We start from the raw sequence: 15,841 nt of genomic DNA, 5'->3' as shown, positions 1-15,841 counted from the left end.
ACCTCATCAAGGAATAGGAGGAATAACACCCATTGAAATGGCTAAAAATGAAAATCAAAAAAAATAATAAATTAATAATAATCTAAAATCAAATCTGTTACCGAATTACTAAACCTTTACAAGGATGACACATGAGCTACACGCTATATTCTTTCTTCCAAACCTGCTTATTACCAGTATAAATCGCTTCGTTACACATGGCTACACATATAGCCGCCTGGGTGCCGGTATTGATGTTCGATGCAGGTTCCTTTTTTGTAGTAATCGATTTATAAAATTCATCTAAGGCATAATTTGTACCATCGATGGTGGCTTTATCCAAAATCGGGATTCCGCCATCTTTATTCACTACAATTTTTGTGGCTCCGGTTACCCCATCAACAATGCCCAATTCTTTTTTAGCACTTTCTTCGGGATAAAACAAGCCCGTATTGGTAAGCAAAGAAACCGAACCTTTGGTGCCTTTTATTTTAAACAGATAACCATCATGTGCATTGCCGCAAGTGGCTCCAAAGTTGCCGATCATGCCTTTTTCGTTATAACGGAGAATGGCCTGAATATTATCGTAGGTTTCGCGCCCGTCTTTAAACACGTCTATCCCACCTGAGCCCATAATTTCGTCGGGTTGTGTTTCGAAAGCCCAGTTGATAAAATCGATCTGGTGCGATAAAAGTTCAGCAGCTAATCCGCCGGAATATTCCTTGTACATCCGCCAGTTAATTTTACGCTCTAAGGCGGGATCAGGAACGGCTCGGCGCCAGTTACCATTGCGGTCCCAGCGGCAATCGATCTGACTAACCTTGCCTAAATAACCACTTTGAATCATATCCTTCACCTTAAAATACAAAGGCGAATAACGGTATTGATACCCCACCTGAAAAACCTGATTGGGATATTGTTTTACCAGTTTTTTAAGTTCGAGTGCCTGGGCAATACTGTAGGTCATGGTTTTTTCTACATACACATGTTTGCCGGCCAGCACGGCATCTTTAGCAATTCTGAAATGCTCGCTTAAAGGGGTAGCAATAAAAACCGCGTTAATGGTTTTATCGTCTAAAACTTTATGGTAATCTTTTATGGCTTTTGCATCAGCGGGAACGTACTTTTCGGTTTCCTTAAGCCTAAAATCGAGTAAATCGCAATAGGCTTTAATTTTATATTTTGCAGGCATTGATTTAATTACCGACAAAACACCTTTACCGCGATCGCCACAACCAATCATGGCCACATTAATGATTTCATCGGCTACTAAACTGGCAAACCCCTGGTTGCCCAAAAATAAACCAGAACCTATTAAAGCAGATGTTTTAACAAAAGATCGACGATGCATGGTATGTTAATATTTTTTTTCTTTAAAATGATGATTTGGAGCGCCGGGATAATGCTTCTATTAAGCGATAGTCCCGCCAATGCTACAATCTTTTTGTTGCCGCATCTGCAATATTAACAAAAATGCAACAAAAAGTATTTTCGCGTATGTCGGGGCTATTTAAATCTTTTAGTGCCTTTAGGTCAGTTTGTAGTGCAAACCATTAACTATAAACCCGATTGAGCTAAATAGCCCGCATCCCGATTTTCATCGGGAGCGGACTATATGCGAAAGCGGGGCTGCTGGCCGCCATATTGAACCAACGCTCATTTTCAAATAAATAAAGCTCAGCCTTACAATGTTTTAATTTTAATGGTCCTGAAATCCACCTTATTACCATGATCCTGAAGAAGGATATGCCCTTTTGGTGCCTCACCAAAGTTTTTCCAATCTTTATATTTACTGATGGCAACCAGTTTTTTAAATTCTTCTGAGCCACGGGTATATTCTAAAACTTTTACGCCATTTAAATAATGTTCTACCTTGTTATTCGGGTATACCACCAAACGGCCATTGTTCCAGCTTCCGATTGGGCGCAGGTAACGGGCTTCTTTTTTCGAAGTCATTAAATCGTATAACGATGCCAAAGTGCGGTTTCCATCTCTGCCCAATTTTGCATCAGGATGCAGTACATCATCTAAAACCTGATACTCCAAACCAATAGCAGAGCCAGTATTTTTTTCGCTCAGGGTAACAAAATATTTTACGCCACTATTGGCACCCGGAGTCAGCTTAAATTCGAAGGACAGATCAAAAGCGGCATATTCTGCTTTGGTTACAATATCACCTCCATTGGTTGATTCAGCACCTCCTGATGGTTCTACACTGATTACACCATCGGCAATTTTCCATCCTTTGGCAGGGAAAGTAGTTTTATAAGCACCAACCCAGCCCGCATGGCTTTTACCATCGAACAATAATTTATAACCTTCTGATTTTTCGTAGGCAGATAAGGTATTTGGGGTTAAATTAACGGTATAAATTCCTTTTGGAAAAGCTTTGGCTTTTAAACCTTCGGTTTGAATATTGATGTTCTTGAAATAAACTTTCTTGCCATCGTTATCTAAATTAGCGCCAATTCCGTGAACCTGCAAACCAATAAACCCTGATTTATCCAAGGTATCGATCACATAGGCAACTGGTGTTCCATTTACCCAGGTTTTAGTTTCGTTGCCAATACATTCTATTTTGTAATGGTTAAACTCATTCTTTTTATACAATGGTTTTGCTGATGGATTAAGTTCTAAAGGATATAGCCATAATCTTCTGGCTTCGTCGTAAATTCCACCTGTCCATGCGCGGGGTGTGGGATCTATTTCCATCTGTCTGCCAAAAACCAATCCTTTACCGTTATTCCCTTCTGGTTTAATATGGCTGCGTGTTTGCACCCCCGAGTTGGTGGTTTCGCCTTCTAATTTTACATCAAGTTCTAAAATGAAATCGCCATATTCTTTTTCGGTGATCAAAAATGAATTTGGTGTGCCTTTGGTCATCGTTCCGATAATCATTCCATCTTCAACTTTATACGGAGCAACACCTGCAACGGCTTTCCAACCGGTAAGTGTTTTACCGTCAAATAAGGGTTTGGCTTTTTGGGCAGCAGCTGATAAACTGATTAGCGAAAGGGCTAGAATACTATATTTTTTTAAATTTAACATGGTTGGTTTTTTCTTGCCGTCATTGCGAGGAAGAATGACGAAGCAATCTTTCTGGAAGGTCGATTGCTTTGCACCCCCAATGACGATATTGTTTTTTAATATTTAAATACTTTTCCGTTTGCAATTACTTCTTGTCTGCTTTCATCGAAAGTAGCTTTCGCGCCTGTCCTCACAGCAGCATTCGTCATGATATTGGCAATAGAGTGCGAATAACCTGCTTCAACAGGCGCATTTGGTGTTTTACGGCTACGCACACATTCCATCCAGTTACGCATATGGCCAGAGGTTAAGGCATCACCACCCATATTGGCTCCGGTTGCAGCTTTAATTTCGCTTTTACTTAAATCAAACTCAGGCAAAAGATTGGCTTTCAACCCCATGGCTGCAGCTTCTTTTTCTTTTAAACCACCTTTCGGCGATACTTTATTGGTCATCAGATTCAACTCACCACCGTTCGAATAGTAAACCTCGCCTACATCACCCACACTATTTTGCATCCGCGAGGTGAAAGTAACCTGAAAACCGTCGGTGGTATCGGGCTGGCCATAATCGAATACAGCAACCATCGAATCCCAGTTTCTGCGGCCATCTTTCCAGGTGTAAATACCGCCGTTGGCCACTACACTTCGTGGATGTTTTAAATTGGTAAACCAATGTACCGTATCAATCTGGTGCGACATCCATTGCCCGGGCATTCCCGACGAATAAGGCCAGAATAATCTATATTCCAGGTATTTTCTCGGATCGAAGGCTTCAACCGGACGATTCAACAAGAAACGTTTCCAATCGATATCTTCTTCTTTTAATTTGGCTACCAAATCGGGCCTGCGCCACCTGCCTGGCTGATTTACATTCCAAACTAAATCGACAGCCGTGATCGGCCCAAATTTTCCATCCTGAATAAATTTTGCAGCATTGGTATAATTCTCCCCACTTCTTCGCTGCGAGCCAATCTGTACAATCTGTTTACTCGCCTTAACGGCTTTAAATGCAGCTTTGGCATCGTCCATGGTTTCGGCAAAGGGTTTTTCTACGTAAGCATCGCAACTGGCTTTTACCGCTTCGATGGTGTGAAGCGCATGCTGAAAATCGGCCGTACTGATAATCACCGCATCAAGATCTTTAGTTGCATAAAGCTCATCATTGTTCCGGCAGGCTTTAATATCGTGACCAAATTTTGCTTTTAAATGGGCAATTCCTAAATCCCTCCGGTAGTTCCACAAATCAGAAAGGCCAACGATATCGAAATTCAGCTCCTTGTGGTGGTTCATAAAACAAGGCAACAGCGTTTCTTTAAAACGATCAGAAAATCCAACAACACCAACACGTACCCTATCGTTTGCACCAATAATACGACCATAACTTTTAGCACTCATACCCATGGTACCTGCATAGGTGGCCGCAGCAAATATTGCCGATTGCTTAATAAATTTTCTTCTGGAATTTTCCATTTACGGATATTAGGTTAGATTATCGCTTAACTGGTTTGCCATTTGACAAACTATTTTAATAAAACCTAAAATATGGTTAATAAAAACAAACCTTAAATTTTAGTAAGTAATATTTTTGAAACTTTATATTAAAATAATGGCTTACAATCGTATTAACCTTAAATAAATAGCCAGGAGGCCAGTTTTTAAAGCAATATGTTATTTTTATCGCTGGCTAGGAAAACGTTTGAAATAATTTATTCAGGTAATTTTATTGGAGTATTAAAAAATTACCTGAAAGGCTTTTATTGCCTCCAGTTATTCGTTGTTGTTTGAATAACCAAAGTATCGCGATCTTGTAGCTCATTTAAGAAACGATCATTGAAATCACCAAACAGGTGACCGCTAAAAAGAGCAGTTCTATTATACAAGCGCAATTTATAAAGATAACCAGGGATAGTAAGGGCTTTTTTGTTCCCAGTAGCTTTAAATCCTAAATCTGCCCTGTAAATAACGGAAGGCGTTGATGTTGGCTGATTAATTACCCTTACAGGCTGGGTATAAATACTGGTCCTATATATTAAAAAAGACCGGTCAAGTGAGGCCTGGTTTCCGAACACCGTTCCAGGAAATAGATGAATATCTCCCTTAAAATCAATATTGGCAGAATCTTTCACTTTATAAGTCCAAAATCCTTCTAATGCACCTGGATATTTAATTTCAGCAGAATCGGGTTTGGTGAATTTTATCTGATAAAAATTTGCATCAAAAGAATTGGCAAAGGCATTTCCAGCAAAATTGGTAATTTTTTGTTGATCCAAAACTTCACCATCTCTGGTCCACATCCTCATTTTCCCTCTACTATAAGATTTATAATTTAAGGAAATTGGATATTTCAGTTCTTCTTCCTTATCGCTCTCTTTTTTACAGGAAACAATAAATAATAACAAGCAGGAAAAGATGTATAATAAATTTCGAGAGCGCATCATATTTTTTAATTAAAGATCTACAAGGTTTTTAGAACCTTATAGATCTATAAGGGTATTATCCTAAAACCGCTAAACTTTCTTCAATAATTTTGATTTTTGCTTCAGCATCGGCCTTTTTATTGCGTTCGTTGGCAATAATTTCGGGCTTTGCGTTTTGCACAAAACGTTCGTTGCTCAGTTTAGCATCCACTGATTTTAAGAAACCTTGTAAATAAATCAAATCGGCATTTAAGCGTTCGCGTTCTGCTTCTATATCAACGTTTTCGGTTAACGGAATAAAGAATTCGTCTTTACCAGCCATAAAAGCGGTTGCACCAACAATTTTATCATTCACAATTTCAGCTTCTGATACATTGGCTAATTTGAAAACAATGTTTAACCATTTCTCGTAATCGAGATCAGAATTTATTTTGATGCTTAACGGCAACGCTTCCTTAGGCGAAATCTGTTTCTGATTTCTTACATTCCTAATTTCAGCTACCACGGTTTTAATTACCTCTGCATCTTTCAGCAGTTTCTCATCAAATGTTCCGCCTTTCGGGAATTCGGCCACAATACAGCAATCCATTTCTCCACGACCGGCAAATAAATCATCATGCCATAACTCTTCGGTAATGAAAGGCATGTTCGGGTGCAATAATTTGATGATATTTTCAAAGAATGCAATCGTCGCTTTATAACTCTCTGCGTCTATCGGCTGCTGATAAGCAGGTTTAACCATTTCTAAATACCATGCACAGAAATCATCCCAAACCAGCTTGTAGGTAATCATTAATGCTTCCGACAGGCGGTATTGCTTAAAGTTAGCCTCAATTTCAACCAGGGCTTCGTTAAACCGGTTTTCGAACCATGCAATGGCCTGGGTATTCGGGTTAGCGAGGTTATCGTCTACTTCCCATCCCTTTACTAAACGGAAGGCATTCCAGATTTTGCTGGCAAAGTTACGTCCCTGCTCGCAGTAGCTTTCATCGAACATTAAATCGTTGCCTGCAGGCGATGACATCAACATCCCTACACGAACCGCATCGGCACCATACTTTTCGATCAACCCAATCGGATCAGGCGAATTACCCAACGATTTAGACATTTTACGGCCTAATTTATCCCGTACAATACCTGTTAAATACACATTGGTAAATGGTTTTTTACCCATAAACTCATGTCCGGCCATAATCATACGGGCCACCCAGAAGAATAAAATCTCTGGAGCCGTTACCAGATCGTTGGTTGGATAATAATAATTGATGTCTTTATTTTCAGGATTTTTAAACCCATCGAAAACCGAAATCGGCCATAACCATGATGAAAACCAGGTATCCATCACATCATCATCTTGCCTTAAAAATGGCTCTAACTGATGTTTGAATCCTGCTTTTTCCGTTTCCGAACAACTTTCGTCCAGGTGTTTTTTCTTCCAGAATTCTTCTAATGCTTCGTCTTTGGTTTTGGCAACCACCCAATTTCCTTTATCATCATACCAGGCCGGAATTCTTTGTCCCCACCATAACTGCCGACTAATGTTCCAATCGCGGACATTTTCCATCCAGTGGCGGTATGTATTTTCAAATTTATTTGGGATCAGGTTTACTTCACCATTCAATACATCATCCAAAGCTGGTTGTGCCATTTCTTTCATCTTCACAAACCATTGCATCGAAAGTTTTGGTTCGATAGCGGCATCAGTACGTTCAGAAAAACCAACCTGCGATTTATAATCTTCCACTTTCTCTAAATGACCAGCCTCTTCCAGCATTTTGGCGATTTTCTTACGGGCAACAAACCTGTCTTCGCCCACTAAAATAACGGCTAATTCATTTAAAGTTCCATCGTCGTTTAAGATATCGGTAACTGGTAAATTATGTTTAACACCCAGTTCATAATCGTTTAAATCGTGCGCTGGTGTAACTTTTAAGCAGCCTGTACCGAATTCGATATCGACATACTCATCTTCAATAACCGGGATTTCGTGATTAACCAAAGGCACAAAAACTTTTTTGCCCTTTAAGTGCATAAAACGTTCGTCATTCGGGTTGATACAGATTGCTGCATCGGCCATAATCGTTTCAGGACGCGTAGTCGCAATCGTTAAAAACTGATCTTCGGTTCCCGAAATCAGGTATTTAATGTAATATAATTTTTGGTTTACTTCCTTACGGATAACCTCTTCATCAGATACAGCCGTTTTACCAGCCGGATCCCAGTTTACCATGCGGATACCACGATAAATCCATCCTTTTTTGTATAAATGGATAAACGAATCAATAACCGCTTCAGAAAGATCTTCTTCCATCGTAAAGCGGGTACGGTCCCAATCGCAACTTGCACCTAATTTCTTTAACTGCTCTAAAATAATACCACCGTATTTTTCTTTCCACTCCCAGGCATATTTTAAAAATTCTTCACGGGAAAGGTCTTTTTTGTTAATCCCCTGCTCTTTTAACATGGCCACAACCTTTGCTTCAGTAGCAATAGAGGCGTGGTCAGTTCCGGGAACCCAACAAGCATTTTTGCCTTGCATACGGGCTTTACGGATTAAAACGTCCTGAATGGTATTGTTAAGCATATGCCCCATGTGCAGCACACCCGTTACGTTTGGCGGTGGAATGACGATGGTGTAAGGTTCGCGCTCATCGGGTTCTGAGTGAAAAAATTTCTTCGATAGCCAATAGCTATACCATTTATCTTCTGTTTCTGCAGGATTGTACTTGGTGGATATGCTCATGAATGATATTAAAAGTCCAAAAATAGCTAATTAAGCTGAAAGCTGAAAGACTAAAACAGCTAACGCCATATCATGCTGTACAGAAAAGAATTATGTTTTTATTTTTTAGAAAGCAGGTGCAGCATTCCATTTTAAAGTTAGTCCTGCTTTCCGTTTCAAGTTCTCTCCCGATGCTAATTTAGTGCCGATTCATCGGTAAAGAATCGGGATGTGGGCTTTACACTTCAATCAGGTTTATAAACATTAGTTTGTGCCACCTAAATTATACGCTAATACATACGCTTGAATAGATAATTGTATTTTAGTATAGAAATAACATTCAAACTACCATGACTACAAAAAATTTCAAAATTGGTTATGCTATCTTACGCGTGTCAATGGCCATCATTTTATTATCTCACAGTGTGTTTGGGATGTTTGATGGCGGCATTAATGATTTCGGAAATTTTTATTTAAATAAAATTGGTTTTGCGCCGTTTGGAGTAGCAATTGCCTGGGTAATTAAACTTTCACATGTAGTTTGTGCGCTATTACTAGTGATGAACAAATATATCCGGCTGGCATGTTTTGCAACAATATTCGTATTGACTATGGGAATAATCATGGTTCACTTTAAAGAAGGTTGGTTTGTGGTGGGCGGTGGAAGAAATGGCATAGAGTATAATTTTGTACTGATAAGTGTACTTATTGCAATTTTGTTTTTTAATACTCCTGATCAAAATAAAGCAGCAGGCTAATCCAGATCATCAAAAACATCATCCAAGGCCAATTCGAAACCTGGCAATACCGATGATCTAATTTTTTCGCTAAGGGTAAATATTTTAGAAGGCTGGAATTTACCTTCCTCGTTTAAGGTATAAATTAAAATATTCTGGTCGCTTTGGCTCACCACCCAATATTCTTTAACACCAAATTCTTCGTAAACACGGTATTTATTAAGCAGTTCCATTTTGGTATTACCTGGAGATAAAATTTCAATCACCAGATCAGGCGCACCAATACAGCCGTGGGCATCCAATTTACTTTTATCACAAACAACACAAATATCGGGTTGTAGGACAGTAAAAACATCCTTATCAGCTTTACTAGCTTTTGGAAAGCGAACATCGAACGGAGCGGAATAAACTTTGCATGGTTTATCGCTCAAAAAATTGATTAATGGCTTTAATAAATTGATAGATACCTCTTGATGCATCCTTGATGGCGCAGGGCTCATCTTAAAGATTTTACCTTTAATCAGTTCTACCCTTTCAGGGAAAAGCCAGTTTAAATAATTGGCATAGCTATATGTTAATGATGCATCAAGTTCATTGAACTGCTTAACGGGTTCATCATCGTTTAAAATCGGATATGGAACAGGTTTAGACATCATCGAAATCATTAACAAAATTGACAAACAAAAATGATGACTTTACAAATCCTCAAAAACATCATCCAGGGCCAATTCGAAACCTTGTAATACCGATGATGTAATTTTTTCGCTAAGGGTAAATATTTTAGAAGGCTGGAATTTACCTTCATCGTTTAAGGTATAAATTAAAATATTCTGGTCGCTTTGGCTCACCACCCAATATTCTTTAACACCAAATTCTTCGTAAACACGGTATTTATTAAGCAGTTCCATTTTGGTATTTCCTGGAGATAAAACCTCGACAACAAGATCAGGCGCGCCGATACAACCGCGGGCATCCAACTTATTTTTATCACAGACAACACAAATATCGGGTTGTAGGACAGTAAAAACATCTTTATCAGCTTTGCTTTTTTTAGGGAAACGAACATCAAAAGGAGCAGAATAAACTTTGCAAGGTTTATCTTTTAGAAAAACACCTAAATTCAAAAAAATGCTGCCGGCCACTTCCTGATGAACTCTTGAGGGCGCAGGACTCATTTTAAAGATTTTACCTTTAATCAGTTCTACCCTTTCAGGAAAAAGCCAGTTTAAATAATTTGCATAGCTATATGTTAATGATGCATCAAGCTCATTAAATTGCGTAACGGGCTCATCATCTAATATTGGATATGGAATAGGTTTAGACATAAACGAATATACTAATTTTTATAGTAATACATTTATCTATTTTTCAACATATCTTACTTATCCTTAATGAATTAAGAACATTATATTTTAATAACTCCTTAACTATCTCAATTTACTTAAGGGTAAAAGTATAAGTGTACTAGAATTTCATCTTCTGAATTCTTACGGCATTTAAGATAGCTAAAAGTGCCACACCAACATCTGCAAAAACGGCTTCCCACATGGTGGCAATACCGCCTGCACCTAAAATCAAAACCAGCGCTTTTACCGCAAATGCCAATGCGATATTCTGGATCACCACATTTTTAGTTGCCTTACCTATTTTCACAGCAGTTGCAATTTTAGAAGGTTGATCAGTTTGAATAACTACATCTGCTGTTTCAATAGCAGCGTCGCTACCCATTGCGCCCATGGCAATACCAATATCGCTGATGGCCAGTACAGGTGTATCATTAATTCCATCGCCAACAAAGGCCACTACTTTACTTTTGTCGCTTTTAATTTCTTCAAGCTTAGCTACTTTATCTTCAGGCATTAAATCGCCAAAGTAAGTATCAATACCTAAACTTGTTGCCACTTTTTTAACAATGGAGGTTTTGTCACCACTCAACATCACAACCTGTTTTATTCCGTTCTCATGAAGTTGTTTAATGGCTGCTGCAGCATCTTCTTTTATTTCATCGGCAATCAGCACATAGCCGATATATTTCTGGTCAGCAGCAACCACTACAATGCTTTCTTCGATATCGTTTATAGCAGCATCAAATTCAATATTAAATTTCGCTAATAGTTTAGTGTTGCCAGCCAAAACCGCTTTACCATTGACCAATCCGCTTAAACCCATTCCGGCAATTTCCTCAATGTTTTCTGCAGGATGAATTTCTTTCTGGCCTGCATATGCTACAATAGCCTTAGCAATTGGGTGGGTTGATTTGGCTTCAACAGCGGTTAATAGGTTTAAAAATTCTGTTTCATCAATACTACTTTCTACTTTCTGAACATTAAAAACGCCCTTTGTTAAGGTTCCTGTTTTGTCCATTACAACAGTGTTGAGTTTAGTAATTAAATCGAGGAAATTAGAGCCTTTAAAAAGAATACCATTTGCTGATGCCGCACCAATTCCTCCAAAATAACCTAAAGGGATAGAAATGACCAGCGCACAGGGGCAAGATATCACCAGGAAAACCAGCGAACGATACAACCAGGTTTGGAAATGATATTCGCTTCCTAAAACCAAAATTGGAATAGTAACCAACGCGAGGGCTAAAAAGAAAACAATTGGTGTATATATTTTCGCAAACTTGCGGATAAAGAGTTCGGTTTTAGCTTTACGCGTAGTAGCATTTTGAACCATTTCTAAAATCCGCGACAAGGCACTATCGGCAAAAGCTTTGGTTACTTTTACTTCAATTACTTTATCCAGGTTAAGCATCCCCGCTAAAATCGATTCACCTTTATTAATGGTACGTGGTTTACTTTCGCCTGTTAAAGCAGCCGTGTTAAAACTGCTTTTTTCGCTGATCAGTTCCCCGTCTAAAGGAATTTTTTCCCCTGCTTTTACTTGTATAGTTTCGCCAATTTCTACCTTTTCGGGATTAATATCTTCGTATTTTCCGTTGCGGAATACATGTGCTATATCTGCGCGAACATCAAGCAAAGCTTTAATATTCCTTTTCGCACGATTTACCGCTGCCATTTGAAACAACTCGCCAATGGTATAAAAAAGCATCACCGTTACCCCTTCCGGATATTCGCCAATGGCAAAAGCACCAATAGTAGCGATAGACATTAAAGAGAATTCGGTAAAGAAATCTTTGGCTTTAAAAGTTTCCCAAACCTCGCGTAAAACCGGAATCCCAACAGGTAAATAAGCTACGATATACCAATATGGCCGGATGATCTGAAATGCAGGCACCGTAAAAAGATTATCAAATGCAATTCCGATCAGCAACATAAGCAATGTTACAATGGCTGGTAGATAAGTTTGAAAAGCTGATGGATCTCCGCCATGGTCGTGATCGTGGTCATCACCTTCTTCATGTGCATTATCGTGGTTATGTTTTGGTTCAGCATGTACTTTAGTGCTGCAACAGCTATCTTCTTTATCGTGGGAATGGCTCATTATTATAAATTATAACATCATTTATCAATTGATTTAAACCTCACCAGTTTTAAAAAATGATGAGGTTGAGTTAATCATTTTCAAATTTATGGAAAATAAAATGCTTTATCCCGAATCATTCTTAATAGCAATAATTTTTACAAGCACACAATAAATTTTGTTAAAAAATGTTAATAGTATATAAAAGATTTAAAATCATGAAATCTATTAAAATTTCCTTTTCAGCGTCCGAACTGATCAGACGACTTGGTTTAGCAAAAATTTACTATTGGTTTAACAAGTAATATTCTTAATATATAACACCAGTATTAATTAGTATTTCATAAATTTCGCATAATTACTAACTTATTAAGCGAATGAAATACCAAAATTTGAAAAGATATTTTGCGGCACTGGGTATAGTCGCTGCTGGCTTTTCTGCAAATGCACAAACCAAAAAATTTATCGACCCTGCTAACATGGATCTTTCCGTTAAGCCAGGCGACGATTTCTACACCTACGCAAGTGGCAACTGGATAAAAAACAATCCTGTTCCTGCCAAAGAAACCCGCTGGGGTTCATTTAACGAATTGCGCGATTTCAACATCAATGCCGTAAAGTCTTTAGTTGAAGATGCAGCTGCTGATCAATCTGCTCCTGCAGGCTCCGTTAAACGTAGAGTTGGGGATTTTTATACGGCTGCCATGGATAGTGCAACCATCGAAAAACTGGGCTATACGCCAATAAAAGCCGATTTACAAAAAATTAAACAGATTAAAAACATTCAGGGTGTGCTGGATCAGGTAGCTTACATGCGAACCAATGGTTTAGGCGGTGGAATGTTCGGCCTGGGCGTTGGGCAGGACCGCAAGAATGTAAACAAATACATGGTGAATATCGGTCAGGGCGGCACAACGCTTCCCGACCGCGATTATTATCTGAAGGACGATACACGCAGTGTTAAAATCCGCGAGGCTTACAACACGTACATGGTTACTTTGTTTACTTTAACAGGAAGTACTCCTGAAGAAGCAAAACAAAAAGCGGCAACCGTTTATGCCATTGAAAAGCAATTTGCTGAGGCGCAGATGAGCCGTTTAGAAATGCGTGATCCTTACGCTACCTATAACAAGCTTACTGTTGCGGAATTAAATAAAAAAACACCAGACATTAACTGGACAACTTATTTGCCTAAATTCAAAATCAAAAATCAGGATACCGTTCTGGTTTCTTCGCCTAAATTTATGGTGAGTCTGGATGGAATGTTGAAATCGGTTCCGGTTGCAGATTGGCAAACTTATTTAGAATGGAACATTTTAAAAGGTTCTGCTTCCAGTTTAAGTTCTCCGTTTGTTAAGGCAAGTTTCGCTTTTACACAGGCACAAACCGGTCAGAAAGTACAGACACCACGTTGGCAACGGATGTCATCTTTAACCGATGGCACTATTGGCGAATTATTAGGTCAGCTTTACGTAGCCAAGTATTTTAAACCAGAAGCTAAAGAACGCATGAACCAGATGATTGTGAACTTGCGTAAAGCATTCGAAATCAGAATTAATGGTTTAGAGTGGATGAGCCCTGAAACCAAGCAAAAAGCATTAGCTAAACTACATGCATTTACGCCAAAAGTAGGTTATCCGGAAAAATGGAAAAACTACGATGGTTTAGCAATTAATAAAGATACTTATTTCCAAAACTTACGTAATGCTAGCGTTTGGGGCTATAACGAAATGGTTGATCAGTTAGGTAAACCCGTTGACCGCAAACGTTTTGGCATGACACCTCCAACCGTTAATGCTTACTACAGCCCTACTTTGAACGAAATTGTTTTCCCTGCCGGTATTTTGCAATTCCCTTTCTTCGATCCAAATGCTGATGATGCTGTTAATTACGGTGGTATCGGTGCGGTAATTGGTCACGAAATGAGCCATGGTTTTGATGATAGCGGAAGCCAGTACGATGCTGCCGGTAACTTAAAAAACTGGTGGACAGCTGAAGACAAAGCAAAATTTGATGCTAAAACCAAAGCTTTGGGTGAGCAGTTTGACGCTTATACCGTTTTAGATACGGTTCATGTAATCGGCAAATTAACCATGGGCGAAAACATTGGCGATTTAGGTGGCTTAAATGCAGCTTACACTGCTTTTAAAATGACTAAACAAGGTCAAAGTAATGAGAAAATTGATGGTTTTACGCCAGATCAGCGTTTCTTCCTGGCTTGGGCACAGGTATGGAGAGGTAATATTTTACCAGAAAGTGCTGCTCAGTTAATTAAAACCGATCCACACTCTCCTGGCCCATACCGTACCATTGGTGCTCCTGTAAATATGGATGCATGGTACAATGCTTTTGATGTTAAACCTGGCGATAAATTATATAAAAAACCAGAAGACAGAATTAGAATGTGGTAGATTGAGGTGAAAGGCGGAAGGTTAAAAGGTGGAGGGTTTAAGGCTTTTTCACTTAATAGTCAATTATTTTATATCATCCCTATATTACAAGCGCCCGGATTTAATTGGGGCGTTTTGTTTTATTACCGTGTAGCCAGATGCTAACATCCTGCTGCACGATTAGTTCGTGTCTCCACGAATCAAAAATTAAACTAAGCTTGATATTTCTTCTCAGACAAAAATTAATCTATCTCCTTTCAAAAATTCTTAATTATCATTCTATCTTTGGAAAAACATAAGCCCCTTTTCATGAAAAGCATATTCAAAGCCCTCTTTGTCCTAGGTTTAACTTTATTCTCTTCAACAAGCTTTGCTCAGGATAATAAGTTAATCAGTCTTGAAGCATTGGTAAATAAAACCGATCCGGCCTGGCCTTTGGTAAAAAAGTGGATCGACTCTGCAAAAAATAAGGTGGAGATTCTGCCTGTTGATTCAGCAAAAGCAAAAGAAGTTTTATATCATTCTCAAATGACTACCTATGCTACCCTGGGCTCGGTAATTTACAATACCGGGGGCATTATGGTTGATAACGGCTGGATTAGAATTTTAGGTTCGGGCAGTGAAAGACTGAGCCGGAATATTGCCGAATGGAATAAAGGAAAAACCATAAAAGAGTACGGCGATAACATTCCTTATCTTTTAATTGCTGATGATGCGGTAGGCGGTTTCTTTGCCATTAATTACGGCGGTTTAGGCAAAGACATCAAAAACGTGTACTATCTTGAACCAAACAGTTTAACCTGGCAACCACTTGGTGCCGGTTATGGCGAGTTTCTTGTTTTTTGTTTTGATAGTGATCTTTATAAATTTTATAAAGGCTTACGTTGGAGCAGCTGGAACCAGTTTATTGCAAATTTAGATGGTACCAAAACCTATAGCTTTCGCCCTTATTTATGGGAAGAAGGAACCGACATCGATAAGTGTACACGGAAACTTGTCGGGATTGAAGAAATGTATCGTTTTAATATCATGAAGTCGAAAGAACTGAATGCTGATAAAGGCATAAAAAAAGACGATACGAAAAAGGAGGAAACCAAAAAGGAGGAAACCAAAAACGAACAATAAGTTCCCGTAAAAAGAA

At 38.8% G+C, this 15,841-nt stretch carries 11 protein-coding genes; 3 read left to right on the top strand and 8 right to left on the bottom strand.

All coding sequences use genetic code 11. The features are described 5' to 3' along the window. Positions 1-136: 136 nt before the first annotated feature. The 5 genes from AC07YT_RS15795 to AC07YT_RS15775 all read right to left on the bottom strand — a co-directional run bounded on the left by AC07YT_RS15795 (position 137) and on the right by AC07YT_RS15775 (position 8,168). Positions 137-1,330, bottom strand: coding sequence for a Gfo/Idh/MocA family protein (locus AC07YT_RS15795; protein WP_086547305.1), 1,194 nt, complete (start codon positions 1,328-1,330; stop codon positions 137-139). Between the two features lie 332 nt (positions 1,331-1,662). Then, positions 1,663-3,027, bottom strand: coding sequence for a 3-keto-disaccharide hydrolase (locus tag AC07YT_RS15790; protein WP_086547306.1), 1,365 nt, complete (start codon positions 3,025-3,027; stop codon positions 1,663-1,665). A gap of 95 nt (positions 3,028-3,122) precedes the next feature. Beyond that, the gene (locus tag AC07YT_RS15785; protein ID WP_086547307.1) at positions 3,123-4,478 is read right to left on the bottom strand and encodes a Gfo/Idh/MocA family protein; all 1,356 of its coding nucleotides are present in this window, start codon (positions 4,476-4,478) and stop codon (positions 3,123-3,125) included. A gap of 284 nt (positions 4,479-4,762) precedes the next feature. Further along, positions 4,763-5,446: a hypothetical protein gene (locus AC07YT_RS15780; protein ID WP_145954265.1), complete on the bottom strand. Its 684-nt coding sequence runs from the start codon at positions 5,444-5,446 to the stop codon at positions 4,763-4,765. Positions 5,447-5,501: 55 nt separating this feature from the next. After that, the gene (locus AC07YT_RS15775; RefSeq protein WP_086547309.1) at positions 5,502-8,168 is read right to left on the bottom strand and encodes a valine--tRNA ligase; all 2,667 of its coding nucleotides are present in this window, start codon (positions 8,166-8,168) and stop codon (positions 5,502-5,504) included. Between the two features lie 329 nt (positions 8,169-8,497). Between AC07YT_RS15775 and AC07YT_RS15770 the strand changes: the two genes are divergently transcribed. Continuing rightward, the gene (locus tag AC07YT_RS15770; RefSeq protein WP_086547310.1) at positions 8,498-8,905 is read left to right on the top strand and encodes a DoxX family protein; all 408 of its coding nucleotides are present in this window, start codon (positions 8,498-8,500) and stop codon (positions 8,903-8,905) included. On the opposite strand, the gene AC07YT_RS15765 is transcribed toward AC07YT_RS15770, so the two are convergent. The 3 genes from AC07YT_RS15765 to AC07YT_RS15755 form a co-directional block, all read right to left on the bottom strand. After that, positions 8,902-9,540 (bottom strand): Uma2 family endonuclease, encoded by a 639-nt coding sequence (locus AC07YT_RS15765; RefSeq protein WP_494945399.1) that lies wholly within the window; start codon positions 9,538-9,540, stop codon positions 8,902-8,904. The two genes, AC07YT_RS15770 and AC07YT_RS15765, sit on opposite strands and share 4 nt — an antisense overlap. A gap of 39 nt (positions 9,541-9,579) precedes the next feature. Then, the gene (locus AC07YT_RS15760; protein WP_086547312.1) at positions 9,580-10,209 is read right to left on the bottom strand and encodes a Uma2 family endonuclease; all 630 of its coding nucleotides are present in this window, start codon (positions 10,207-10,209) and stop codon (positions 9,580-9,582) included. 139 nt (positions 10,210-10,348) lie between these two features. Beyond that, positions 10,349-12,331 (bottom strand): heavy metal translocating P-type ATPase, encoded by a 1,983-nt coding sequence (locus AC07YT_RS15755; RefSeq protein ID WP_086547313.1) that lies wholly within the window; start codon positions 12,329-12,331, stop codon positions 10,349-10,351. Positions 12,332-12,687: 356 nt separating this feature from the next. Here AC07YT_RS15755 and AC07YT_RS15750 point away from each other — a divergent pair, with 356 nt between their 5' ends. Both AC07YT_RS15750 and AC07YT_RS15745 read left to right on the top strand, forming a co-directional pair. Beyond that, complete coding sequence (locus AC07YT_RS15750) at positions 12,688-14,721, top strand: M13 family metallopeptidase (protein ID WP_086547314.1); 2,034 nt, start codon at positions 12,688-12,690, stop codon at positions 14,719-14,721. A 288-nt stretch (positions 14,722-15,009) separates the two neighbouring features. Continuing rightward, complete coding sequence (locus AC07YT_RS15745; RefSeq protein ID WP_086547315.1) at positions 15,010-15,825, top strand: DUF2625 domain-containing protein; 816 nt, start codon at positions 15,010-15,012, stop codon at positions 15,823-15,825. Positions 15,826-15,841 lie beyond the last annotated feature (16 nt).

This window comes from Pedobacter sp. GW460-11-11-14-TSB4, assembly GCF_059423705.1.
Note: the sequence above shows the minus strand (reverse complement) of the source record. Positions and strands in the feature narration are given on the sequence as shown.

Bases quoted from the DNA above. Each gene is read 5' to 3' on its own strand.
- AC07YT_RS15785 (WP_086547307.1), bottom strand. From the start codon at position 4,478: ATGGAAAATTCCAGAAGAAAATTTATTAAGCAATCGGCAATATTTGCT.
- AC07YT_RS15770 (WP_086547310.1), top strand. From the start codon at position 8,498: ATGACTACAAAAAATTTCAAAATTGGTTATGCTATCTTACGCGTGTCA.
- AC07YT_RS15775 (WP_086547309.1), bottom strand. From the start codon at position 8,168: ATGAGCATATCCACCAAGTACAATCCTGCAGAAACAGAAGATAAATGG.
- AC07YT_RS15745 (WP_086547315.1), top strand. From the start codon at position 15,010: ATGAAAAGCATATTCAAAGCCCTCTTTGTCCTAGGTTTAACTTTATTC.
- AC07YT_RS15750 (WP_086547314.1), top strand. From the start codon at position 12,688: ATGAAATACCAAAATTTGAAAAGATATTTTGCGGCACTGGGTATAGTC.
- AC07YT_RS15760 (WP_086547312.1), bottom strand. From the start codon at position 10,209: ATGTCTAAACCTATTCCATATCCAATATTAGATGATGAGCCCGTTACG.
- AC07YT_RS15795 (WP_086547305.1), bottom strand. From the start codon at position 1,330: ATGCATCGTCGATCTTTTGTTAAAACATCTGCTTTAATAGGTTCTGGT.
- AC07YT_RS15755 (WP_086547313.1), bottom strand. From the start codon at position 12,331: ATGAGCCATTCCCACGATAAAGAAGATAGCTGTTGCAGCACTAAAGTA.
- AC07YT_RS15765 (WP_494945399.1), bottom strand. From the start codon at position 9,540: ATGATGTCTAAACCTGTTCCATATCCGATTTTAAACGATGATGAACCC.
- AC07YT_RS15790 (WP_086547306.1), bottom strand. From the start codon at position 3,027: ATGTTAAATTTAAAAAAATATAGTATTCTAGCCCTTTCGCTAATCAGT.
- AC07YT_RS15780 (WP_145954265.1), bottom strand. From the start codon at position 5,446: ATGATGCGCTCTCGAAATTTATTATACATCTTTTCCTGCTTGTTATTA.